This is a genomic window from Nonomuraea mangrovi, from assembly GCF_042681425.1.
GTDB classification, from domain to species: Bacteria; Actinomycetota; Actinomycetes; order Streptosporangiales; family Streptosporangiaceae; genus Nonomuraea; species Nonomuraea mangrovi.
Genome location: NZ_JBHUFV010000036.1, coordinates 88,049 through 110,630, shown reverse-complemented (window position 1 = coordinate 110,630; position 22,582 = coordinate 88,049). Strand labels below are relative to the sequence as shown.

Annotated in this window: 25 protein-coding genes; 11 read left to right on the top strand and 14 right to left on the bottom strand. The window is 71.1% G+C overall.

The window, feature by feature from the left end:
- Window positions 1-26 precede the first annotated feature (26 nt).
- Entirely contained in the window at window positions 27-230 is a 204-nt protein-coding gene (locus ACFSKW_RS25420; protein WP_183652851.1) for a cold-shock protein, read from the top strand.
- A 173-nt stretch (window positions 231-403) separates the two neighbouring features.
- Here the strand turns inward: ACFSKW_RS25420 and ACFSKW_RS25415 are convergent, their stop codons facing one another.
- Window positions 404-1,546, bottom strand: a complete 1,143-nt coding sequence (locus ACFSKW_RS25415) for an FAD-dependent oxidoreductase (protein WP_379574909.1) — start codon at window positions 1,544-1,546, stop codon at window positions 404-406.
- 89 nt (window positions 1,547-1,635) lie between these two features.
- On the opposite strand from ACFSKW_RS25415, the gene ACFSKW_RS25410 reads away from it, so the two are divergent.
- The gene (locus ACFSKW_RS25410) at window positions 1,636-2,181 is read left to right on the top strand and encodes a TetR/AcrR family transcriptional regulator (RefSeq protein ID WP_379574908.1); all 546 of its coding nucleotides are present in this window, start codon (window positions 1,636-1,638) and stop codon (window positions 2,179-2,181) included.
- Between the two features lie 43 nt (window positions 2,182-2,224).
- Window positions 2,225-3,685: a hypothetical protein gene (locus ACFSKW_RS25405; protein ID WP_379574907.1), complete on the top strand. Its 1,461-nt coding sequence runs from the start codon at window positions 2,225-2,227 to the stop codon at window positions 3,683-3,685.
- Here the strand turns inward: ACFSKW_RS25405 and serS are convergent.
- From serS to ACFSKW_RS25385, 4 genes are all read right to left on the bottom strand, one after another.
- Entirely contained in the window at window positions 3,678-4,940 is a 1,263-nt protein-coding gene (gene serS / locus ACFSKW_RS25400; RefSeq protein ID WP_379574906.1) for a serine--tRNA ligase, read from the bottom strand. The two genes, ACFSKW_RS25405 and serS, sit on opposite strands and share 8 nt — an antisense overlap.
- A gap of 122 nt (window positions 4,941-5,062) precedes the next feature.
- Window positions 5,063-5,986, bottom strand: a complete 924-nt coding sequence (pheA, locus tag ACFSKW_RS25395; RefSeq protein WP_379574905.1) for a prephenate dehydratase — start codon at window positions 5,984-5,986, stop codon at window positions 5,063-5,065.
- Between the two features lie 13 nt (window positions 5,987-5,999).
- Window positions 6,000-6,416 carry a DUF4446 family protein gene (locus ACFSKW_RS25390; RefSeq protein ID WP_379574904.1) on the bottom strand — a complete coding sequence of 139 codons (417 nt, stop codon included), beginning with the start codon at window positions 6,414-6,416 and terminating at the stop codon, window positions 6,000-6,002.
- 13 nt (window positions 6,417-6,429) lie between these two features.
- The gene (locus ACFSKW_RS25385) at window positions 6,430-7,614 is read right to left on the bottom strand and encodes a glycosyltransferase 87 family protein (RefSeq protein WP_379574903.1); all 1,185 of its coding nucleotides are present in this window, start codon (window positions 7,612-7,614) and stop codon (window positions 6,430-6,432) included.
- A 69-nt stretch (window positions 7,615-7,683) separates the two neighbouring features.
- On the opposite strand from ACFSKW_RS25385, the gene ACFSKW_RS25380 reads away from it, so the two are divergent.
- On the top strand, window positions 7,684-9,873 hold the full coding sequence (locus ACFSKW_RS25380) for a hypothetical protein (RefSeq protein WP_379574902.1): 2,190 nt from the start codon (window positions 7,684-7,686) through the stop codon (window positions 9,871-9,873).
- Here the strand turns inward: ACFSKW_RS25380 and mptB are convergent.
- The 3 genes from mptB to ACFSKW_RS25365 form a co-directional block, all read right to left on the bottom strand.
- Entirely contained in the window at window positions 9,773-11,212 is a 1,440-nt protein-coding gene (mptB, locus tag ACFSKW_RS25375) for a polyprenol phosphomannose-dependent alpha 1,6 mannosyltransferase MptB (protein WP_379574901.1), read from the bottom strand. The genes ACFSKW_RS25380 and mptB overlap by 101 nt on opposite strands.
- 241 nt (window positions 11,213-11,453) lie before the next feature.
- Window positions 11,454-12,173, bottom strand: coding sequence for a glycosyltransferase family 2 protein (locus ACFSKW_RS25370; protein WP_379575004.1), 720 nt, complete (start codon window positions 12,171-12,173; stop codon window positions 11,454-11,456).
- The gene (locus ACFSKW_RS25365; protein WP_379574900.1) at window positions 12,167-12,514 is read right to left on the bottom strand and encodes an STAS domain-containing protein; all 348 of its coding nucleotides are present in this window, start codon (window positions 12,512-12,514) and stop codon (window positions 12,167-12,169) included. Before ACFSKW_RS25365 ends, ACFSKW_RS25370 begins: the two co-directional genes overlap by 7 nt.
- A gap of 159 nt (window positions 12,515-12,673) precedes the next feature.
- Here ACFSKW_RS25365 and ACFSKW_RS25360 point away from each other — a divergent pair, with 159 nt between their 5' ends.
- Together ACFSKW_RS25360 and ACFSKW_RS25355 are read left to right on the top strand one after the other, a co-directional pair.
- Window positions 12,674-13,069, top strand: a complete 396-nt coding sequence (locus tag ACFSKW_RS25360) for a hypothetical protein (RefSeq protein WP_379574899.1) — start codon at window positions 12,674-12,676, stop codon at window positions 13,067-13,069.
- A 46-nt stretch (window positions 13,070-13,115) separates the two neighbouring features.
- Complete coding sequence (locus ACFSKW_RS25355; protein ID WP_379574898.1) at window positions 13,116-13,781, top strand: hypothetical protein; 666 nt, start codon at window positions 13,116-13,118, stop codon at window positions 13,779-13,781.
- On the opposite strand, the gene ACFSKW_RS25350 is transcribed toward ACFSKW_RS25355, so the two are convergent.
- From ACFSKW_RS25350 to ACFSKW_RS25335, 4 genes are all read right to left on the bottom strand, one after another.
- Window positions 13,742-15,256, bottom strand: a complete 1,515-nt coding sequence (locus tag ACFSKW_RS25350; protein ID WP_379574897.1) for a xylulokinase — start codon at window positions 15,254-15,256, stop codon at window positions 13,742-13,744. The two genes, ACFSKW_RS25355 and ACFSKW_RS25350, sit on opposite strands and share 40 nt — an antisense overlap.
- Complete coding sequence (xylA, locus tag ACFSKW_RS25345; RefSeq protein WP_379574896.1) at window positions 15,253-16,389, bottom strand: xylose isomerase; 1,137 nt, start codon at window positions 16,387-16,389, stop codon at window positions 15,253-15,255. The genes ACFSKW_RS25350 and xylA overlap by 4 nt, the downstream gene beginning before the upstream one ends.
- Window positions 16,390-16,454: 65 nt before the next feature.
- Window positions 16,455-16,640: a hypothetical protein gene (locus tag ACFSKW_RS25340; RefSeq protein WP_379574895.1), complete on the bottom strand. Its 186-nt coding sequence runs from the start codon at window positions 16,638-16,640 to the stop codon at window positions 16,455-16,457.
- A gap of 61 nt (window positions 16,641-16,701) precedes the next feature.
- Window positions 16,702-17,151: a MarR family winged helix-turn-helix transcriptional regulator gene (locus tag ACFSKW_RS25335; protein WP_379574894.1), complete on the bottom strand. Its 450-nt coding sequence runs from the start codon at window positions 17,149-17,151 to the stop codon at window positions 16,702-16,704.
- A gap of 40 nt (window positions 17,152-17,191) precedes the next feature.
- Between ACFSKW_RS25335 and ACFSKW_RS25330 the strand changes: the two genes are divergently transcribed.
- The 5 genes from ACFSKW_RS25330 to ACFSKW_RS25310 all read left to right on the top strand — a co-directional run bounded on the left by ACFSKW_RS25330 (window position 17,192) and on the right by ACFSKW_RS25310 (window position 21,697).
- On the top strand, window positions 17,192-17,698 hold the full coding sequence (locus ACFSKW_RS25330) for a VOC family protein (protein ID WP_379574893.1): 507 nt from the start codon (window positions 17,192-17,194) through the stop codon (window positions 17,696-17,698).
- A 37-nt stretch (window positions 17,699-17,735) separates the two neighbouring features.
- Entirely contained in the window at window positions 17,736-18,131 is a 396-nt protein-coding gene (locus tag ACFSKW_RS25325) for a hypothetical protein (protein WP_379574892.1), read from the top strand.
- A gap of 122 nt (window positions 18,132-18,253) precedes the next feature.
- On the top strand, window positions 18,254-18,901 hold the full coding sequence (locus ACFSKW_RS25320) for a DUF998 domain-containing protein (protein ID WP_379574891.1): 648 nt from the start codon (window positions 18,254-18,256) through the stop codon (window positions 18,899-18,901).
- Window positions 18,902-18,989: 88 nt separating this feature from the next.
- The gene (locus ACFSKW_RS25315; protein WP_379574890.1) at window positions 18,990-21,287 is read left to right on the top strand and encodes a sensor histidine kinase; all 2,298 of its coding nucleotides are present in this window, start codon (window positions 18,990-18,992) and stop codon (window positions 21,285-21,287) included.
- On the top strand, window positions 21,284-21,697 hold the full coding sequence (locus ACFSKW_RS25310; RefSeq protein ID WP_379574889.1) for a DUF742 domain-containing protein: 414 nt from the start codon (window positions 21,284-21,286) through the stop codon (window positions 21,695-21,697). Before ACFSKW_RS25315 ends, ACFSKW_RS25310 begins: the two co-directional genes overlap by 4 nt.
- On the opposite strand, the gene ACFSKW_RS25305 is transcribed toward ACFSKW_RS25310, so the two are convergent.
- On the bottom strand, window positions 21,675-22,253 hold the full coding sequence (locus ACFSKW_RS25305) for a GTP-binding protein (RefSeq protein ID WP_379574887.1): 579 nt from the start codon (window positions 22,251-22,253) through the stop codon (window positions 21,675-21,677). The two genes, ACFSKW_RS25310 and ACFSKW_RS25305, sit on opposite strands and share 23 nt — an antisense overlap.
- Entirely contained in the window at window positions 22,234-22,581 is a 348-nt protein-coding gene (locus ACFSKW_RS25300; RefSeq protein ID WP_379574886.1) for a DUF742 domain-containing protein, read from the bottom strand. The genes ACFSKW_RS25305 and ACFSKW_RS25300 overlap by 20 nt, the downstream gene beginning before the upstream one ends.
- Window position 22,582: the final 1 nt, after the last annotated feature.

Genomic DNA, 22,582 nt, shown 5'->3' with positions numbered 1-22,582 from the left:
GATTCACATCCTGAGGGAGAGCTTTTATGGCTCAGGGAACCGTCAAGTGGTTCAACGCCGAGAAGGGCTTCGGCTTCATCGCCCCGGACGGCGGTGCGCCGGACGTGTTCGTGCACTTCTCCGAGATCGTCGGCAACGGCTACCGCAGCCTTGAAGACGGGGCGCGGGTCGAGTTCGAGATCACGCAGGGCCAGAAGGGGCCGCAGGCCTCCCAGGTCCGTGCCATCTGACCTGATAGCTACGAGGTGAGAGCGGGGACCATCCGGTCCCCGCTCTTTCTCGTCTCCTGGGGCATGTCGGGCGTTACGGCACGCACGGCAGCGCCCACCCCGGTCACCGCTGACCGCCTGTCCAGGGAGACGCTCCTCCAGCTGCGCCGGCCGGGGCAGGGGACGCGGCGCGTTCAGCGGTACACCAGCCCCGACAGCCGCCACGCCAGCCTCTTCCTGAAGACCGGCAGCACGGCCAGCGTCCTCAGCAGGACGTTCCGCAGCGGGCGCCACCGCCTGTTGACGGTCGCCAGCCCGGTGAGCTGTCCCGCGAACTTCACCACCTGCTCGGCCACGGGCCGCCGCTTGGCCGCGTAGCCGTCCAGCGGGTCCGCCGAGCCGGTCCGCAGCGCCTCGCCCAGGGCCTCCCCGAGCGCCGTCGCGTCCTGCAGGCCCGCGTTCATGCCCTGCCCGCCGGCCGGGCTGTGCACGTGGGCGGCGTCGCCCGCGAGCACCACCCGCCCCGAGCGGTACGCGTCGGCCACCCTGTGGTGCACCCTGAAGCGCGAGCCCCAGACGATCTCCTGGACCACGGCCCTCTCCTTGACGGGCCCGCGCGTGTCGAGCAGCCGCTGCACGAAGGCCACGTCGGGCTTCTCCGGCGCCTGGTCCACGGTCGCCACGATCCTGAACGCGCCTCCTGGCAGCGGGGCGACCACCACCAGGCCCTCGGGGGAGAAGAACAGCTCGACCTCGTCGTCGGGGACGCCGCCGCTGAGCCGTACGTCGGCCAGGGAGAACGACTCGGCGTACGTCCCGCCGCTGAACCCGATGCCCACCTGCTCGCGCACGGTGCTGTGCATGCCGTCCGCGCCGACCAGGAACCTGGCGCGCACGCTGCCGCCGTCGTCGAAGGTGGCCGTCGCGCCCTCGCCGTCCTGCGTCACGCCCACCAGCCGGTACGGCCTGACGACCCGCCCCCCGAGCTCCTCGAACCTGGCCAGCAGGATCTTCTCGGTGTCGGCCTGGGAGATCATCAGCGTGTAGGGGTAGGCGGTCGGCAGCGGCCTGAAGTCGACGGGCACGAGCACCCTGTCCCTGTCCCTGATCGTGAAGCGGGGCGAGTGGATGCCCCGCGCGGTCATGGCCTCCGTGACGCCCAGCGGCTCCAGCACCTCGAGGGTGCGGGCGTGGACGACGGCCGCCCGGGAGGTGTTGTCGCCTTCGGCCTGGTCGTCCGCGACGGTGACGTCGAACCCCTGCTGGGCGAGGGACACGGCGACGGCGAGCCCGGTGGGACCCGCGCCGACGACCAGGACGTCCGTGGTGCTGTTCATCTCGCACTCCTTCAGGTCAACGCTTGTTGGCATCACTATGACCCCGCTCGGGTAGCGATGTCAACACTTGTTGGCCTACAGTTGTTGACATGAGGAGAACGTCCGAGGACACCAAGGCGGCGATCCTGGCCGCCGCCCGCGAACGCTTCGCGGCCGACGGCTACGAGAAGGCGACGATCAGGGCCATCGCCGCGGACGTCGGCATCGACCCGGCCATGGTGATGCGGTACTTCGGCAACAAGGAGAAGCTCTTCGCCGCCGCCGCCCACTTCGACCTGCACTTCCCCGACCTGCCCACGATGGCGCGCGAGGAGGTGGGGTCCACGATGGTCAGGCACTTCCTGGCGCTGTGGGAGAGCGACGAGGCGCTTCAGGTGCTGCTGCGCACCGGCGTCACCAACGAGGCGGCCGCCGAGCGCATGCGGGGGATCTTCGCCGGCCAGCTCGGCCCCGTGGCCGCCCGCCTGTGCCCCGACCCGTCCACCGCGCCCGTCCGTGCGGGCCTGGCGGCCTCCCAGATCCTCGGCATGGCGCTGACCCGCTACATCCTGCGCCTGCCTCCCGTGGTCGCGATGACCCACGACGAGATCGTCGCCTGGCTCGGCCCGACCATCCAGCGTTACCTGATCGATTGACGATCCGGCGAACCGCGACGGGCCGATCGCCTTCTAACCGGTCATGAAGTACGCCTGGTCGTGCCACCCCGTGACCGTCGTCGCGGTGATCGTGCTGCTGGTCAACGACCACCTGCTCAAGCAGGCCTGGCCCGGGTTCCTCACAGGCAAGTTGAGCGACGTCGCGGGCCTGGTGGTGGCGCCGCCCCTGCTGGCCCTCGTGCTGCGCCGCAGGGCCGACCTCGTGGCGCTCCTCCTCACCGGGGGCGTCTTCGCGGTCGTCAAATGCACCGAAACGGGCGCGGAGGTGGCGTCCCAGGCCTGGACCCTCGTGGCCGGCTCTTCGCGCGTCCTGGCGGATCCTACGGACCTGCTGGCCCTCCCCGCCCTGGCTCTCGCCTGGTGGGTCCGCCGGCACGCCGACACCGTCCCCACACGGTTGAGGATCGTCTTCGCGATCCCGCTCGCCACCCTCGCCGTCACCGCCACTTCGATCGCGCCGCCCGTTCCCGCCGTCGAGGACGTCCGTGTCGAAGGGAAGGGGATCGTCGCGATCGTGCACGGGAGCGCGGCCGACAACGTCTCCTTCGACGGCGGCCGCACCTGGAGCGCCCGGCGCGACGAATCGAAGGGTCCCGGCCGGTCGGCCGCCTCCCGGCGCGAGATACTTGGCCAGTCGACCGCCTGTGTGCCCGGTCGGGCACAACGGTGCTACCGGATCGTCAAGGGCCTGATGAAGGTCGAACAGTCCGACGACGGCGGCGTGTCATGGCAGCCGTCGTGGGAGGTGTCCGGCGGGAGGGTGGCGCTCCTGGAGCGGGCCCTGGCCCCCGAGCCCTTCGATCTGCTCGGACGCGCGTCCTACGACCCCGTCATCTCCATAGCATCCGTCGCGCTCGCGGTTCAGGACCTGCCGGGTGGCCAACACGTCGTGGTGGTCGCCAACGGCCTCGACGGTGTGGCGGTCAGGGACCCCGCAGGCACCTGGCGGAGGCTGGGATTCACGGCGGCGGGGAGTCTCTCTGAGGCTGACGCCACGCCGCTTGACCGGTTCGGCTCGCACGTGGGGGAGGAGACGGCGGTCGCGGTGCTGGCCGGGCTCGGTGCTTTCGCGCTGGCGCTGGGCGTCGGCACTCCCCGCCGAGCGGTTGCCGTCATGGTCGCCTGCGTGCTCGCCGCGTGTGGATGCGCCACGCTGCTCCCGCTCGGAGCGGGCGTGGGAACGTGGGCGTTGCTCATGGGGCTGCTCGGCATGATGGCGCTCGCCGTCACGCTGATCGTCCTGTTGGCGATCACAGGTGCGGTGGGGCTGACCGTTCGGCGACTCACCGTGGCGTTCGGGACGGGGGTGTTCACGGCGCTCGGCGTCGCCCTGCCGTTTCACGGGTGGAGCTCGGGATGGCCCGACCGGTACGGGACCGCCGTGGGGCTGGCCGTGCTGTTCGGGCTCGCGGCCGCGACCGCCGGATGCGTCGCGGCCCTGCGCGTGAAGGGCGCGGGGCCGCGGACGACCACGGCTACTTGACGGGCTCCAGCACGTCGAGACCCACGTAAGGACGCAGCGCCTTCGGCACCACGACCGAGCCGTCGGCCTGCTGGTGGGTCTCCAGGATGGCGACGATCCACCGGGTCGTGGCGAGCGTGCCGTTGAGGGTGGCGAGGAACTGCGGCTTGCCGTCCTTGTCGCGGAACCTGGACCCCAGCCTGCGCGCCTGGAACTCGGTGCAGTTGGACGTCGAGGTCAGCTCGCGGTACCGGCCCTGGGTCGGGATCCAGGCCTCGCAGTCGAACTTGCGCGCCGCCGACATGCCCAGGTCGCCGGCCGCGGTGTCGATGATGCGGTAGGGCACCTCGATCTTGGCCATCATCTCCTTCTCCCACGCGAGCAGCCGCTGGTGCTCGGCGTCGGCCTCCTCGGGCCTGCAGTAGGAGAACATCTCGACCTTGTCGAACTGGTGGACACGGATGATGCCGCGGGTGTCCTTGCCGTAGGAGCCGGCCTCGCGGCGGAAGCAGGACGACCAGCCCGCGTAGCGGAGCGGCAGCTCCGAGCCGTCGAGGATCTCGTCGCCGTGGTAGCCCGCCAGCGACACCTCGGACGTGCCGACCAGGTAGAGGTCGTCCTCGGGCAGGCGGTAGATCTCCTTGTCGTGGGCGACGTGGAAACCGGTGCCCGCCATGGTCTCGGGCTTGACCAGCACCGGCGTGATCATCGGGACGAAGCCCGCCTCGATCGCCTGCTGCATGGCCATGTTGAGCAGCCCGAGCTGCAGCCGGGCGCCGACGCCGCGCAGGAAGAAGAAGCGCGAGCCCGAGACCTTCGCGCCGCGCTCCATGTCGATGGCGCCGAGCAGTTCGCCCAGCTCCAGGTGGTCGCGCGGCTCGAAGTCGAACTCCCGCGGCTCGCCGACGGTCTCCAGCACGACGTAGTCGTCCTCGCCGCCGTGGGGTGCCTCGGTGGAGACGATGTTGGGGATGGTCCCGAGCAGCTCCTGCAGCTCAGCGCCGAGCTTCTCGGCCTCGGCCTCGGCCGACTTGACCTGCGCGGCGAGATCCTTGGCCCGCTGGAGCAGCGCCTGCTTCTCCTCGCCGGAGGCCTTGGAGACCGACTTGCCCATGGACTTCTGCTCGGCGCGCAGAGACTCGAACGAGGTCAGCGCGGCGCGGCGGCGCTCATCCAGGTCGAGCAGCGTGTCGACGACGGCGTCGTCCTCACCGCGGGCACGCTGCGAAGCCCGTAGCCGGTCGGGGTCCTCACGAAGGGTACGCAGGTCAATCACAGACCAAGGCTACCGACCCACCGTGTCCGCCCGCGCCTGCTTTCTGATCGGGTACGGCGAGCACGCTCCGCCCCGGCGGCATCACCGCCGGTCGTGGCCGCTGCTCCCGCGGGTGCAGGCGCTCAGACCTGGCCGGACCTGATCCTGGTCAGCCAGTCGCCGGCCTCGGCGAAGTCGGCGTCCGCCGTACCCCGCTTGATCTGGGGAGCCACGCCGTCGGCCCGCGGATAGCTGCCGAGGAAACGGACCTCGCCGCAGATCCTGTGCAGCCCCGAGAGCGCCTCGCCGACGCGCGCGTCGGACACGTGCCCCTCGAAGTCGAAGTGGAAGAAGTAGCGCCCGATGCCCTCGCCGGTCGGTCGCGACTCGATGCGGCTCAGGTTGACGCCGCGCACGGAGAACTCGGTCAGCATCTCAAGCAGCGCGCCGGGGTGGTCGTCGGCGAGGAAGACCACGAGCGTGGTGCGGTCGGATCCGGTCGCCTCGGGCAGCGGCCCGGGGCGGGACACCCGCACGAAGCGGGTGACCGTGTCGGACCTGTCGCCGATGTTGGCGGCGATCTCGACCAGGCCGTAGTGCTCGCCCGCGATGCGGGCCGCGATCGCCGCGTCGTACGGCGAGCCCGGCAGCGACACCTCCTGCGCGGCGGCGGCCGTGGAGGGCGCGGCGACGACGACCGCGTCGGGCAGTTCGCGGGCGATGAACCCCCTGCACTGCGTGATCGCGGCGGGGTGGGTGTAGACGCGTTTGATGTGCCTGAGCTCGGTGTCGGGCCTGGCCAGCAGCGAGAACTGCACGGGCAGCAGCAGTTCGGCCGAGATGAGCAGCGGTTCGCCCCAGGCGAACTCGTCGAGCGTCGTGGTGATCGCGCCCTCGAGCGAATTCTCCAGGGGAACGACCGCTCCGTCGGCCTCGCCCGCGCGGCACGCGTTGAGCGCCGCGCTGACGGTCGCGCAGGGCAGGCGCTCGGCGCCGGGCTTCATGAGCCGCAGGGCCTCTTCGGTGAAGGTGCCCTCGGGCCCGAGATAGGCGAGTCGAAGAGACATGACTACAGAGTAGTCAACGCCTCGCCATCTGTGGTTCGAACTCGGGGCCGAGACCGAGCCTGGCCGCCCGCACGGCTTCCTCCTCCTCGGGCGACAGCGGCTGGGCGCCCTTGCCGCCGACCACGGGACGCACGTAGGTACGGGTCTCGGAGCGCCCGTTGATGGAGGTGAGCACGATGCCGTCGCCCAGTCCGTTGATCATCGCGATGGAGAACGAGAGGCGGCCCGTCATCTCCTGGAGCGCGTCGTAGCGGTAGACCGCCACGTCGCGGATGGCCTTGAGATCCCCTTTGCTCTCGCTGGCCTGCCTGGTGATCATCTGCTGGCAGTCGTCGACGGCGGCGCGCGCCTGCCTGAGCGCGAGATAGCCGATGACGACGCCGCTGACCCCGGCGAGGACGCCCACGACGATCCAGAGAGTAATCAGCACATCACCAAGAGTGTCACAAGATCTGGCGTCGTTTGGGCAACCAGACGCCCAACAGCCAGACCAGGGCGATCGCGCCGAGTCCGAACCCGTTCTGCACGATCTTTCCGATGACGGGGCTGACGACCGGGATGTCCGCCGCCTTGATCGCCACCCCCCACCAGGGGATCGGCACCACGTAGAAGAGCCACACGCCGGCCGCCACGCGCAGCCGTACGACGTCGTGGCCGTTGCCCACCAGCGCGCCCAGGACGACGACCACCCACGCCAGGTGGTGGATCCACGCCACGGGCGACAGCAGCACGGCCATCAGCCCGACCAGCGCGACGGAGGTCATGAGGTCGCCCCTGTCGAGCGCCTCGCGGGCGAAGCGGAAGCCGTACCACCCGACGACGGCCACGAGCGCGAGCCACAGCGCCGTCGTCACGCCCTCGCCCAGGTAGAGCCTGATCAGCATGCCGCGCATCGACTGGTTGGTGGTGGCGGCGTTGGCGCCGAGGCGCTCGGGGTCGAGCAGCGCCCTGAACCAGAAGTCGGCCGAGTCGCGCGGGATGACCGCGAACGGCATGACCGTGAACAGCGCCGTGCTGAACGTCGCCATCCAGAACGTCTTCCACTGCCTCGTGACGAGCAGGTAGATCAGGAAGACGCCGGGGGTGAGCTTCACCGCCGTGGCAAGCCCGATCAGAAGCCCGCGAGGCCACCACGGCCGCTTCGCCGCGCAGTCGGCCAGACACAGTGCCACGAGCAGGATGTCGACCTGCCCGAAGCGCACCTGGTCGCGGATCGGCATCAGGTAGGCGCACGCCACCATCAGGAACGCGAACACCAGCGGGTTCCTGTTGACCTGCCGGAACGCGAAGCCCACCGTCACGGCCAGCGCGGCGAAGACGCCGGCCGTCCACACCCACTGCGCGGTCTCCCACGACATCCACGCCAGCGGTACGGCCAGCAGCGCCGCGACCGGCGGATAGGTGAACGGCAGCAGCTGCGGCGCGGGGGTGATGAAGTCGTAGACGGCCTGCCCCTCCAGCACCATCCGCCCGCCCGTGCGGTAGACGTCGAGGTCCACCAGGCGCTGGTCGTCGGCGTTGGTCAGCCACGTCTCGACCAGCGGCCACACCGCCAGCGCGACGAGGACCGCGGCCAGCGGCCACAGCCACCACCGTCGCCCGAACGAGGGCACCGCACCACCTGTCACGATGTGGCACGTTACCGTGGCTCCAACCGATCGAGAGCGTCGACTGTGCCGACCACCGGGGGTCCCGCCATGCCGCACCGTACCCTGGCACGCCTGTGCCTGGGCCTGCTCGCCGTGCTCGCCACCGTCATGGGGGTGAGCCCTTCGCTCGCGGCCGACGCCCCCGAGCGGGGCCGGGTGGCGATCATCGGGGTGCCGGGGCTGCAATGGAACGACCCGCTGGACCCCAAGATCACCCCGGCGCTGTGGCGGCTGGTCGGCGAGGGCGCGTCCGCCTCGCTGTCCACCCGGGTGGTGCCGCCGCCGAACAGGGGCACCTCGTGCCCCATGGCCGGGTGGCTGACGGTCTCGGCAGGCCAGCGGGCCGGCGCCCCCGGCTGCGAGCCGCCCCGCCCTCCCGCCGGCGGGGTCGTTCCCGGCTGGGCCGCGCTGACCGGCTTCCAGGGGACGACCGGCTACAACGCGGCTCTGGGCACGCTCGGCCAGGCCGTCGCCGACGCGGGCGGCACGGTGGCGGCCGTCGGCCCCGGCGCTGCGCTGGGCGCGGCCGACAAGGCGGGACGCGTGCCGCACTACGCGGACACCCCCGAGGCGCTGGCCGATCCGGCCTCCTTCGACCTGCTCGTGATGGAGGCGGACGCGCTCGCCGAGAGCTGGAGCGCCGAGCGGCGCGACGCCGACGGCATCCCCGCGGATCTCGACACGATGGATCGTGTCACGGCCGTCTTCGAAGCCGACCACCAGATCGGCGCCTTCGTCGACAGGCTCCCTGCCGATACCACGATCCTCGTCGCCGGCCTGTCCGACACCTCGGGAGCGGCCCAGCTCCACGTCGCCGTCGCCAAGGGAGGCCCGTTCCGCCACGGGCTGCTGACCGCCGCCTCCACCCGCCAGGACGCGCTGGTCACGATCACCGACCTGACCGCCACCGCGCTGCGCCTGCTCGGGATCGAGCGCCCCGACGGAGTGGTCGGGCGGACATGGGAGAACGACGGCGCCGCGCCGGCCTCCGTCGAGGAGACCGTCGCCGTGCTCGCCGACCAGAACCTCGCCAGCAAGGTGCTCCGCGAGGTGCGAGGGCCGTTCTTCGCCGTCTTCGTGGCGGTGCAGGTGCTCTTCTACGCCCTCGCCGCGATCGTCCTGCGCCGCCGCAGGTCGTCGTCGTCCGGGACCGAGCTCGACGCCGCGTCCTCGCGGGTGCTCGTCGCCGTCCAGGTGGTCGCCGTGCTCAGCGGGGCCGTCGCCGTGTCCACCTTCCTCGCCCAGCTCGTGCCGTGGTGGAGCGTGGCCGGACCCATGATCGCGCTGATCGTCACCATCCTCGCCTTCGCCGGGCTCATCACGGGGCTCGCCTTCGCGGGTCCATGGCGTTCGCACGTGCTCGGGCCGCTCACCGTCGTCGCGGGCATCACCTCGCTGACACTCGTCATCGACGTGATGACCGGCTCGAAGCTGCAGGTCAACGCCGTCACCGGCTACGAGCCCGTCACCGGGGGCCGCTTCTACGGCTTCAGCAACATCGCCTTCGCCGTGTGCGCGACCGGCACGATCCTGGCGCTCGCGGGCGTCGCCCAATGGCTGCTCGGCCGTCTCGGCAGGACCCTGGTGGTACTGCTGTGCGCCGCCTACGGCGGCTTCGCCGTGTTCGCGGACGGCTGGCCGGGATGGGGCGCCGACTTCGGCGGGGTTCCCGCGTTCGTGATCGGGCTCGCGGTCTTCCTCATCCTGCTGTCGGGCCGCAAGGTGTCGCTGCTGAAGCTGCTCCTGGTCGGCCTCGTGGGCGCCGCCCTCATCGGGGCCATCGCCTTCGCCGACTGGCTGCGGCCCGCCGACCAGCGCACCCACCTCGGCACGTTCGTCCAGCAGATCATCGACGGGCAGGCGATGACCGTGGTGTGGCGGAAGTTCAGCTCGATGATCGGCATCACCGTGGGCAACTGGCAGCTGACCCTGCTGTCGCTCGTGGCGCTGGCGTTCCTGTTCCTCGTGCTGGACCGGCCCTCGCGGTGGGGCGCCTCGGCCCTCGGCCGCGCCTACGGGTTCGCGCCGACCCTGCGCGCCGGACTGTTCGGTGCGCTGACCTGCGCCTTCGTCGGATTCCTCGTCAACGACTCCGGCATCGCGATCCCCGCCATGGCGCTGACGGTCGCCGTGCCGCTCACTCTGGCCGCCTGCGTGCGCGCGCTCCAGCTCGCCACGCCCACCACCCAAGACCCGCCGTCAACGCCAGCAGCGTCCACGGCGCCACCTGCGACCTGACGACGGTCGTCAGCCAGGCCAGATCGGGCGACTGGCCCTCGACCCTGGCCGGCAGGTAGGCCAGCGACAGCAGCGTCAGATGGGCGACAAGGAACGGCTCCACTCCCGTGGCCGCCAGCATGGCCACCAACGCGAACGCCAGCCCGTCGTACCAGGGCAGGATGTACGGCGTGGCGAACACATAGGCCACGACCAGCACCGCCGCCACCCTGACCGCGTCGGCGGGCGGCCGCTGGAGCCTGAACAGCGCCCACGCCAGCAGCGCCATCACGACGAACGCGCCGACCTGGATCTCGCCCCTGTAGGCGCTGCCGGTGCCGACGACGGCCTGCAGCAAGCCCTGGACGAGCCTCCAGAACGAGGCCAGCGAGATCGCCTTGCCCGCCCTGCTCACCTGGTCGAAGGCGTGGCCGCCGGCCCACAGATAGCCCGCGCCCGCCACGGCCAGCGCCGACCCCGCCACCAGCGCGAGCCGCTTGGGACGGCGGCGCAACTCCCACGCGGGGCCCAGCGCGACGAGGCCCGCGTTGAGCTTCACCGCGACCCCGAGCCCCAGCATCACCCCCGCTCCTGCCGTGCCGTTCAGCACCAGCGCGGCCACCATGAACACGATCGCCAGCGTGTCCACGTGCAGCCCGGCGACGAGCTGGTACAGCAGCAGCGGGTTGGCCGTCCACAGCAGAGCCGCCCGCCAGCGCAGGGCCGGGTCGTCACGGGTGAAACGGTCGAGCAGCAGCCCTGTCGCGATGAACGCGGCGGAGTTGACCAGCGCGAGCACGAAGATCGTCAGCCGGACGGAGTCTCCGCCGACCCAGCTCGCCAGCGCCTGCACCGCGGTGGCGACGGGGCCGTAGACGCTGGGCTCCTCCCGCCAGGGCCGCTCCACGGCCGCCGCGACCGGATCGCCAGGGAGGTCGACCGCGCCCTGGACGTAGGGGTCGAGGCCCAGCGTGACCATGCGCCCGTAGGCGGCGTAGTTGAGATGGTCGGCCGAGCCCGAGGGTGGAAGGAAGGCGAGCACCACGGCGGCGGCACAGCCCGCCATGACCAGCCCGCGCACGAACCGCACGGGCGGGATCCAGCGGCCGCCGAGCGCCGCGAGCAGCCCGAGCCCCCCGGCGACGATGGCGAGCGCCCCGAGCGCGACGACGAGGTGGGGCGCGGGGTGAAGGTCCAGCGAGTACGGCGGCTGCCATCCGGGACCCGCCAGCTCGGGAACCATCGCCGAGGGGCCGAGCAGCCCGATCGTGGCCGTCAGCAGGACGGACACGGCGATGAGCACGGAGGCGCCGAACACGGCCGGCGTGGGCCTGGGCTCGGTTCCCGCCTGCGATGTCACCCGGAAATTCCAGCACATCATCAGCAGCACTCACGCCCCGCCGTACAGAACCTCCGAGAAACCGGGTCGCCTCCAGCCGCCGAGCCGGGGACCTTCCCGCCTGGGGTCGACAACCCCGGCCCTCGGGAGACCCCGGCCACCCTCGTCCCGCCGTCCTCCATCGCCCCAGGAGTTCCCGACGACGCCTCTGGGCGGGCGCGGCGGGGTCAGACCGGTGGGCCGTGGTCCGGCGGGGAAGGGCTCAGAGGCGGATCTTCGCCAGGTTGTCCCTGATCACCGGCTCGCGGGCGGCGAGCGCCAGCGCCACATCCCGAAGTTGCCTGGCCCTGTGCACCTGCGCACGCCAGTCGGTCCCGGTCGCGCGATGGGCCATGTCGACCTCGACCTCCGCCACCCTGAACCCCTTGCGCACCAGGTCGATGGTCAGCGCCGTCTCCACGCCGAACCCGTGCGCCAGCGGGCGGGCCGCCTCGAAGGCGTCCCTGGTCAGGCAGCGCTGCCCGTTGAGCGGCTGGGCGGCGGTGAAACCGGAGGCCCGTTTGATCCCGTCACGCGCCAGGCGGACCACGATGCCGTGGCCGCCCAGCTTGACCCGGGTGGCGAAGACCGCGATGGTCATGTCCGCCGCCCCCGCGCGTACGGGCTCGACCAGGGCGGAGGCGGCTCGGGCGGTGTCGCCGAGGTCCGCGTCCAGGAACAGCAGGTGCCTGGGCGTCGGCCCGTCGAGCAGCCGCACCGCCTCGGCACCGCTCTCCATGGCGCCGGCCTTGCCGCGGTTGCGGCTGTGCCGTACGACCCTGGCGCCCGCCGCGCGCGCGACCCGGCCCGTCTGGTCGGTCGAGCCGTCGTCGACGACCACGACGAGGTCGACGCCCGGCAGGTCCATGGCCGCGGCCACGGTCGCGCCGATGCGTTCGGCCTCGTCCCTGGCGGGGATGACGACCGCTGTGTCCGTCACGATCCCTCGGAGATCAACAGCTCCTCAGGCACTTCCTCGTGCACGGTGAAGACCGAGTCGAGGCCCGTGACCTGCAGAATCTTCCGTACGGCAGGCCGAGGCGCGGCGACCTCGAACTGTCCGCCTCGCTCCCTCATCCGCTTGAGCGCCGAGAGCAGCACGTTCATCCCTGTGGAATCGCAGAAATCCACCAGGGACATGTCAATGACCACACGGGTGGGCCCTTCCTGCAGTAGCCGGGTGAACTCCGACTGCAGGCGGGGCGCCGTGTACAGGTCGATTTCACCGGCGATCGCCACGAGGGCGTGGCCGGCATGTGATCGAGTCGAGACCTTGAGCTCCACATGGGCAGGCTAGCGGCGCTGAGGCTCTGGGTCACGTTCTCACGCCGATAGGGGGCGGTCGGGTTTTTGTCCCCCGTTTGGGCCTCATGAAAACGCAGAGTACGCGAAGCTTGACACTACGAAACCGGTGCGCGCCCGGCCCGTCGGGGGAGGAAGTAGATGAACGATGATCACCTAGAGGACCCGCACCGCCGTCGGCTACGCGAGCGCCTCGAGGTCCTGATGTTGCGCGCCGAGAAGTCCGCCTCGTGGCGTGAGGAGACCAGACGCCTGCGCAGCCTGGTCAATCTGGATGGGTTCGTTCCTGTCCGCACCCGACTGTCATCCGAGGACCTCGACTTCCTCGCCGACGCCCGCGACGACCTGCTGATGTTCGCCCAGCTCGGGCTGCGGCTGCTCGACCTGCACCAGCCGCGCGACGCGGGCGGCATCACCAGCGACGCCGCCCATCCGATCCTGCGGTGCAGAAGCTGCATGTGGCGCTGGCCGTGCCCGACGTACCGCGCGTTCACCGACTCCTTCGAAGAGTCCAGCGACCTGTCCGAGTCGGCCTGACGGGCTTCCCCCGCCCGCTCCGCCGTGGCAGCAGAACGAGCATGCTGTGAGACTGCGCTACGTGCCCGGATTCCCCTCGCCGGCCCGCAAGGTCCGCGACCGCAGCCTCCCGATCGGTCATCGGCTGTCCGCGCTGCACGAGTGCGCGCGCCGCTTCTCCCCCTACGGCTTCCGCGCCACGTGGCATCACCTGACGGTCAGCGCCCGGATCCCGAAACGGCTGGAGCACGATCCCGAGTCCCTCGAACGAGCGCTGGACGAGCTGGAGGCCGCCCGCCGGTTGTGGCTGCTCCACATGGAGACGGTCGCGCTGCGCAGGCGGGAGTCGAAGTCCCGCGGGCACCGGATCCCCCGCGGGGCCGACGAGGCGTATCCACCCGGATGGTCGGGTCTGCTCCACTGCCCCGATCTGGACGTGTACCCACGCGACGGCCTGGTCGCGGTGATCGCGAGGCTCGTCGCCGCATACGCGGTGGGGGCGACCGATCGGCGGGCCTGCCTGGCCTGCGAGACGCCCCGGCCGGCGACGGAGGTGTGTCCGCGCTGTGGTGTCGCGCCGCGTGGATACGCCCGTTCGCCCAGCCCGGAGGAGCGCGAGCGGATGGACGACCGATGGCGTCAGGTCTGGGGACGGACGTGGGCGACGCCGTACGGTTTCACGCGGCGCGAGCGTCAGGCGTTGCCGAACGTCATCGCCCTGGCCTCCGAGTAGCGCTCGCGCAGCCCCGGGGTGGGGTCGGCGTCGTGGATCGCGGGCGAGCCCGTCGACCAGGCAGGGGGTTCCGCGCCGCCCGACAGCAGCCATGCTGCCTGTCTCGCCGCTCCGTCGGCGACGTACTCGCCGGGAGGCGGGACGATCACGGGACGGCCGAAGACGGTGGGGGCGATGCGCCTGACCGCCTCGGACCGCGCGCCGCCGCCGATCAGCAGGACCCGCTGGGGGGACAGGCCGAGCGCGTCGAGGGCGTCGGCGAGGCCGCAGAGCATGCCCTCGACCGCCGCGCGAGCCAGATGGGCGGGCGTGGACGTGGTCAGGCGCAGGCCGTGGACGGCGCCCGTGGCCCTGGGGAGGTTGGGTGTGCGCTCACCCTCCAGGTACGGCACCAGCGTCAGCCCGTCTGCTCCCGGAGGCGCCTGCAGGGCCAGCGAGCCCAGCTCGTCCAGCGAGACGCCGAGCATCGCGGCCGCCGCGTCGAGGACCCTGGCCGCGTTGAGCGTGCACACCAGCGGCAGGAAGCGGCCCGTGGCGTCGGCGAAACCCGCCACCGCGCCCCCGGCGTCACGGCTGGGCGTGTCGGCGACCGCGAACGCGGTGCCGGACGTGCCGATGGACACGACGACGTCGCCGGGCAGCGCGCCCACGCCCAGGGCGGCGGCCATGTTGTCGCCCGTGCCCGCGGCGAGCAGGATCCCCTTGGGGATGTCCGCCACGCGGGCCGCTCCCGAAGAGACGCCGGTGATACCGCCGGACCCTGTGGAGGTCCCGGTGATGCCGCCGGACCCCGTGGAGGCGCCCGGGGTGGGCGGTGTGGAGGGCTCGAGGCGGCCGGTCGTCCCGGGGGAGTCGAGGGGGCCGAGCACGCGGGGGAGAAGGGGGACGGTGCCGAAGGCGGCCTTGAGCAGGTCCTCGCGGTAGGCGCCGGTGATGGGCGACCAGTAGCCGGTGCCCGAGGCGTCGCCCCTGTCCGTGGTCAGGCTCTCCAGCCCGCAGGAGCCCATGAGCCGCCAGGTGAGCCAGTCGTGCGGCAGGCACACGGCCGCGGTGCGGGCGGCGTGGTCGGGCTCGTGGGTGGCCAGCCACCGCAGCTTGGCGATCGTGAACGAGGCCACGGGCACGCTGCCCACGGCGTCGGCCCACGCCTCCGCGCCCAACGAGGCCACCAGGTCGGCCGCGGAGGCGGCGGAGCGGGTGTCGTTCCACAGCAACGCGTCGCGCACGACCCGGCCCGACTCGTCGAGGCAGACCATGCCGTGCTGCTGGCCGGCCACGCTGATGGCGGCCACGTCGTCGAGGCCGCCCGCCCGCGTGATGGCCGTCTGGAGCGCCGTCCACCAGTGCGCGGGGTCCACCGAGGTGCCGTCTGGGTGGGAGGCGCGGCCCTGCCGTACGAGATCGCCGGTGGCGGTGTCCCTGATGACGATCTTGCAGCTCTGGGTGGAGGAGTCGACTCCCGCGACGAGCGTCACCCCCGCACGCCCAGCAGGTGCTCGATCGCGAGCTGGTTGAGGCGGCTGAAATGGTAGCCGCGCGAGGCGTCGGGAGCCTCCTCGCTCAGCAGGTCGTCGTAGGTCTCGCCGGGCGCGAGCGTGGGGACGGCCAGCTCGGACACCCTGCTGGCGGCCATCGCCTCCCGCACCTCGGGGTCGGCTCTGAACGCCGCGGCCTTCTCCTTCAGGATCAGGTAGGTGCGCATGTTGGCGGCCGCGGACACCCACACGTCAGCGGCGTCCTCGGTGCGCGGCGGCTTGTAGTCGAAGTGGCGCGGGCCGTCGTAGCCGCCGTGCTCCAGCAGGTCGACCAGGAAGAACGCGCTCTTCACGTCGCCGTGGCCGAAGACCAGGTCCTGGTCGTAGCGCGGCCCGTGCTGGCCGTTGAGGTCGATGTGGAAGAGCTTGCCGTGCCACAGCGCCTGCGCGATGCCGTGGACGAAGTTGAGGCCCGCCATCTGCTCGTGGCCGACCTCGGGGTTGAGCCCGACCATCTCGGGGTGTTCGAGGGAGTTGATGAACGCCAGCGCGTGGCCGATCGTCGGCAGCAGGATGTCGCCGCGCGGCTCGTTGGGCTTGGGCTCGATCGCGAACCGGATGTCGTAGCCCTTGTCGATCACGTAGGAGGCCAGGACGTCCATGGCCTCCTTGTAGCGGGCCAGCGCGGACCTGATGTCCTTGGCCGCGTCGGACTCGGCGCCCTCGCGGCCTCCCCAGCACACGTAGGTCGTCGCGCCCAGCTCGGCGGCCAGGTCGAGGTTGCGGATGACCTTGCGGATGGCGTGGCGGCGCACGTCGCGGTCGTTGCTGGTGAAGGCGCCGTCCTTGAACACCGGGTGGGTGAACAGGTTGGTGGTCGCCATCGGCACCTTCAGCCCTGTCTCGGCCAGTGCCTTCCTGAACGCGGCCACCGCCCTGTCCCTGTCGGGTTCGGTGGCCAGCAGGTCGTCGTCGTGGAAGGTGACGCCATAGGCGCCGAGCTCGGCCAGCCTGTGCACGCTCTCCACCGGGTCGAGCGGTGCCCTGGTGGCGTCGCCGAACGGGTCGCGCGCCTGCCAGCCGACCGTCCACAGGCCGAAGGTGAAGCGGTCTTCAGGGGTGGGCTCGTACATGGCGGCTCCCAATTAGTTTGGACTACCGCCTAATCCTGAGACGAATGTCCCGGGAGGTCAAGGCGTCACAGCCCCGACGGGTCGCGGCCCACGCTGATCTCCTCGGCGATCCTGCGGATCTCGGGGCCCGAGATGCCGGGCGCCTGAGGGAGGTGGCTGCTCAACGCGGCCATGACCACGTGCACGGGCTGCCCCGCGAACCTGGCCGCGATCAGGTGGACCGCCTGGAAGAGTTGCTTGTCGTCGTGCATGGCTCGCCCTTCTCGAGAATTCCCCCGGGGTACGGTACGGCGTGCCGCCGACAGTTTCGCGCTACGACTCCAGGGTTTTCCGCACCGCCGTGCAGATGTCGTCGAGCTGGGCGACCTGCTCGGGCGTGAGGGCGTCGAACAGGCTGCGCCGTACCTCCTCGACGTGGCCGGGCGCGGCGGCGGCGAGGGCGGCGAACCCGGCGTCGGTGAGCTGGGCGACGTTGCCGCGCCGGTCGGCCGCGCACGGGTCGCGGCGTACCCAGCCGCGCTCCTCCAGCCGGGCGACCGCGTGGGACAGGCGGCTCTGGGAGGACTGCGCCCTGCGGGCCAGCTCGTGCATGCGCATCGAGCGGCCGGGCGCCTCGGAGAGGGCCACGAGGATCATGTAATAGGTGTGCGGCATGCCCGCCTCGCGCTGGAGCTGCCGGTCGAGCGCCTCCTGGACGAGCTGGGTCACCGCCATGTAGTTGCGCCAGGTGCGTTGCTCGTCGTCGTCCAGCCATCGGGTCATGCTCTACAGTTTACTTGAACTCTCATCTATATTGGGTGTCATGCCAGTACAACGCCTGAACCATGCCGTTCTCTACGTGCGCGACGTGGAGCGCAGCGTCGCCTTCTACCGCGAGGCCCTCGGCTTCGACGTGGTCATGAGCATGCCGGGGGCGGCCTTCCTGCAGGCGGGTGGCTCCAGCAACGACCACGACCTCGGGCTGTTCCAGATCGGCGCGCAGGCGGGCCCCTCCTCCGCGGGCCGCTCGACCGTCGGCCTCTACCACCTGGCGTGGGAGGTCGACACGCTGGAGGAGCTCCAGCGCATCGCGGTCAAGCTGAGCGAGCTCGGCTCGCTGGCGGGCGCGTCCGACCACTCCACGACCAAGGCCCTGTACGCCAAGGACCCCGACGGGCTGGAGTTCGAGGTCTCGTGGCTGCTGCCCGCCGAGCTCATCACCGAGGAGGTGCTCGCCGGCCGCTCGGCCATCAAGCCGCTGGACCTGGCCGCCGAGATCGAGCGCTACGGTGCTCGGACGCGCGGGGGCGTGGGCGTGTCCTTCGCGTAACCTGGTGGTATCCGAACAGTCTGTTTGGAGCACGACCATGCGAAGCGACCCTGATCACGTACTCGATGCCATCGACGGCGTGGTGGAGGACTGGGAGAGCCTGAGCGCGGACTCGATGCGCTGGGCTCCTCCGGAGGAGAAGACGGACAGCACGCCAGAGCTCCTGCGGGAGATGTCGGACACCTTCGGCCCCATCGCCGCCACGTTCATGCAGGTTCTCCGGCCGCTGGGGGAGGCGGTGCTGCGGCCCTTGGCCGACTTCTTCGACAACGCCGGCTTCATCGGCGAGCAGACCGAGGGGATCTGGGACGTCGAGGAGCAGGAGACCGCCTGCCAGTGCCTGTGCTTCAGGCACCCCGAGCAGCCCGACGTCTGCACGGGCACGGTCACCTCAGGCACCCAGGTCTGCGCCCCCTGCCGCGAGGCCCTCTGAGGCGTGGCGCCGGGCCGGCCGCGTGGCCTGGGGTCCTCAGGGGGCGGGCTCGGGGTCGGGTCGGGGGTTCCTCAGGGGTGACGCCGGATGGCGCGTCGCCCGCGCCGCGCCATTGTCGACATATGGCCCCTCTGAAGAGGTTGTATCCGCTCCTCGCCTGTTCCCTGATCCTGTTCTCGGTCGTCGCGCTCGTGGTCGGTCAGTTCGACCCCGACCCCTACCTCGACCCGATGAACGTGACGATCAGCGAGTACGCCGTGGCCGACCGCGGGGGCGTCACGGAGATGGCGATGGCGGCGATGGGCCTGGGTTCGTTCGCGCTGCTTGCCGGACTGCGGGTCGCGGGGGCGCCCGTCAGGGGCATGCCCGAACGGCTCATGATGGTGTGGAGCGGGGCTCTGATCGTCGCGGCGATCATCCCCACCACGCCGATCGGCATGGACATGACGCTGACCGCGCAGATCCACCGCTACGTGTCGGTGGCCGCGTTCGTCAGCCTGCCGGCCGCGGCGGCGCTGCTGGTGCCGCGGCTGGCCGCGGACGAACGGTGGAAGGCCGTGGCCAGGCCGGTGGAGTGGCTGGCGCTGGCGGGCGGCCTGGGTGTGCTGGCGATCACCTATGTGGCGCTGCCGGGTGACAGGGTCATGATCGGCCTGGTCGAGCGGGGTCTGCTGGCGGCCGAGGTGGCGCTGCTCGCGCTGCTGGCGGCGCGGTTGGTCCGTCTCCAGTGGGTCCGGATGAGGGCAACCTCACTAGCCCCGATTTCCTGACATGTCACAACTTTCTCACGAATGAGCGAAGATTTTCGCCTAGCTCGGTGCTATTCTCTCCCGCGATCTCTATACGGGAGCGGGTGTCATGGCATCGAGCAGATCCATACGATTCAAGATCGCTACCCTGCTCGTCGTCCCCCTGGTGTCCCTCGTCGCGCTGTGGGGGTTCGCGGCCAGCACCACCGTCGGTGAGGCGTTCAACCTGCTGAAGGTCGACACCATCTGGACCGGCGTGATCAACGGCGCGGACGGCGTGGTATACAACCTCCAGCGGGAACGGCTGGCCACCGCGGAGCGGCTGGCGCGCTTCGGGTCGGGCGCGAGCGCGCTCGCCACGGCGCGCACCGAGACCGACAAGGCGCGCAGGAAGCTCGCCGCGAGCGCGAACGCCGACGACACCCAGGCTGTCCTCTCCCCTGACATGAAAGCCCAGCTCAGGGTGGTCTTCGCGCAGATCGACCGGCTGGACGACATCAGAAGGCTGGCCGACGAGGGCCTGATGGCCCCCTCGCGGCTCGTGACGGACTACGCCGCGATCTCCGACGCCATCTACCGCCTCTACGGCACGTTCGCGCTCAGCACCGACATCAGCCTCTACCAGCAGGCCAACGGCCTGATCGCGGCCGAGCAGGCACGCGAGCTGCTGCACCGCCAGCACACGCTGGTCGTCGCCACGGGCGGCAACCTCACCGCGCCCGACCGCGAGCTCATGGCCAAGCTGGAGGGCGCGCGCACGCTGCAGTTCGACAAGGCGCGGATCGAGCTGGACAGCGAGCTGCGCAGGCCCTTCGACACGCTGGCCGGCTCGCCCCAGTACCTCGTCATGCAGGGCTCGCTCACCTCGATGCTGTCAGGCGTCAGGCACGACGTCTCCGACTGGCGCGCGTCGGCCGACCCCGTGCTGAAGAACTACACGCAGGGCACGTGGGACGCAGGAGACGTGCTGCTGGGCAGGATGGAGCCCGCGGGCATGGCCATCCTGGTGCGCGCGATCGTCGCGGGCGCGCTCGGCCTGATCGCGGTCGGCTTCTCGATCTTCATCTCCATCAGGGTCGGCCGCGTCGTCACCACCGAGCTGGCCACGCTCCGCCGTACGGCGCTGGACGTGGCCGAGATCAGGCTGCCGCGCGTGGTCGCGCGGCTGCGCGGCGGTGAGACCGTCGACGTGGCGGCCGAGGCGCCGCCGATCGTCGTCGCTCCGTCGGCCACCAGCGAGATCAAGGACCTGGTCACGGCGTTCGACAGCGTGCAGAGCACGGCGGTGGAGGCCGCGGTCGAGCAGGCCAGGATGCGCGAGGGCATCGCCCTGGCTCTGCGCAACCTCGCCCGCCGCAGCCAGGGGCTGCTCCAGCGCCAGCTCAAGCTGCTGGACGGCATGCAGCGCGAGGCCGAGGACCCGGAGGCCCTGGAGAGCCTGTTCAGGCTCGACCACCTCACCACCCGCATGCGCCGCCACGCCGAGGGCCTGGTGCTGCTGTCAGGCGGTACGGCGGGCCGCAAGTGGCGCGGCACCATCCCCGTCGAGGACGTCCTGAACGGCGCGGCCGCCCAGGTCGAGGACTACACCAGGGTCCGCGTCTACCCGATGCCCGAGTGCGGCGTCTCGGGCGGCGCCGTGGCCGACCTCATGCACCTGTTCGCCGAGCTCATCGAGAACGCCACCGTCTTCTCCTCGCCGGAGAACGAGGTGTCCGTCCGGGGCGAGATGGTCGCCAGAGGCTACGCGATCGAGATCGAGGACCGGGGGCTGGGCCTGCCCGTCCAGGAACGGCAGGCGATCAACGCGCGCCTCGCGGGTCCGCAGGAGTTCGACGCCTCCCAGACCGAGCGGCTCGGCTTCGCGGTCGTCGGCATGCTGGCCGCCAGACACGGCGTGAGCGTGACACTGAAGCAGTCGCCGTACGGCGGGACGACGGCGATCGTGCTCATCCCCAACGCGCTCACCGAGGCGCTGGCGTCCATCGAAGGGCCCTCGATCCAGGACAGGGTCCGCCCGATCAAGAAGGAGGGCGCGGCCGACCTGCCACGCAGGACCCGGACCTCCCGCAGGGTCGACGTCAGGGTCGAACGGATCGACGTGCCGGAGCCCGAGTCCGCGGTCAGGGGGCCGTTCGAGGACGCCAGGCCCCGTGGGCCCTTCGAGGCCGTCAAGGTGCGGCCGCTGGCCGCTCCAGTGCTCGCCGAGCCCGCCGAGGAGGCACCCGCGTCGCTCCCCCGCAGGGTGCGGCAGGCCAACCTGCCTCCCCGCCTGGCACAACCCAGCCCCCCACCCCAAGAACAGCCCGCCGACGAGCGCTCCCCCGAAGAGACCAGGGCGTTGCTGTCGTCCCTGCAGTCCGGGTGGCAGCGCGGCCGTCAGGACAGCGAACAGGATGGGACATGAGCGAGCGGAGCGAGGGAACCGACGATCGCGGCACGGGGGCCGAGATGGAGTGGGTGGACGAGGAAGCCGGGCCTGTCGTCAGGCCCTACGCGATGACCAGGGGGCGCACGAGGCCGTCGTCGTCATCGTTCGACCTGCTCTCCGTGATCACCTCGACGGGGGTGCCCGTGCCCTCCGAAGCCCACCTGGGCTCGCAGCACCGGCGGCTGCTCGAGTACGTGGTGCTGGGCCGTACGGGACCTGTGGTGGAGGTCGCGTCCGAGACGGGGTTGCCGGTGGGCGTGGTGCGGGTGCTGCTGGGCGACCTGCTCGATCACGGGCTGATCCTGGTGCGGCCGCCGGTGCCGGCGGCCGCCTCTCCCACCGAGAGTCTGCTGCGTGAAGTGATCAACGGGCTCCGGGCCCTGTGAGAGTCCTGAGCGAGTGCTCGACGAGCGAGATCATGACCTCCTTGGCGGAGGCGCGCCTGCGCACGTCGCACAGCAGCACGGGCACGTCGTCGTCCAGGTCGAGGGCGATCCGCACATCTTCGACGCTGTGGGTGGCCGCGCCGTCGAAGCAGTTGACGGCGACCACGAACGGTGTGCCGCGCTGCTCGAAGTAGTCGATGGAGGGGAAGCAGTCCGTCAGGCGCCGGGTGTCGGCGATCACGACCGCGCCGAGCGCGCCGTAGGACAGCTCGTCCCACATGAACCAGAAGCGTTCCTGTCCGGGGGTGCCGAACAGGTAGACGACCAGGCCCTCGCGGATGGTGATCCGGCCGAAGTCCATGGCGACCGTGGTGGTGGTCTTGCCTTCGACGCCGTCGAGGTCGTCGACACCGACGCCGATGTCGGACAGCACCTCTTCCGTGCGCAGCGGCTTGATCTCGCTGATGGCGCCGACCAGGGTGGTCTTCCCCACGCCGAATCCGCCGGCGATGAGGATCTTCAGCGCTACGGGATCCTCAGAGAGCCCGGAGTCCATTGATCACTTCCTTGAGAATGCGCTCACTCGGACGTGGCCCTGCCGAGGAGGCCACCGAGATGAGGCCGTTGTCGCGCAGGTCGCCCAGTAACACCCGGACGACCCCGACCGGCAGGTCGAGCTCGACGGCCACGTCGGCCACCGAGATGGGGGTGCGGGCCACGCGCAGGATCGCGTCCTGCTCGGGCCCGAGCCCCGCGGCGGACCCCTCTGCTGCGGGATCCGTCGCGGTCACCGTCGCGATCAGGTCGAGGTTCTCCCCTGACGAGCGGGTTCTACCCCGGATCAGAGCATACGGCCGGACGAACGGTCCGGCTTCCTCGTCCATC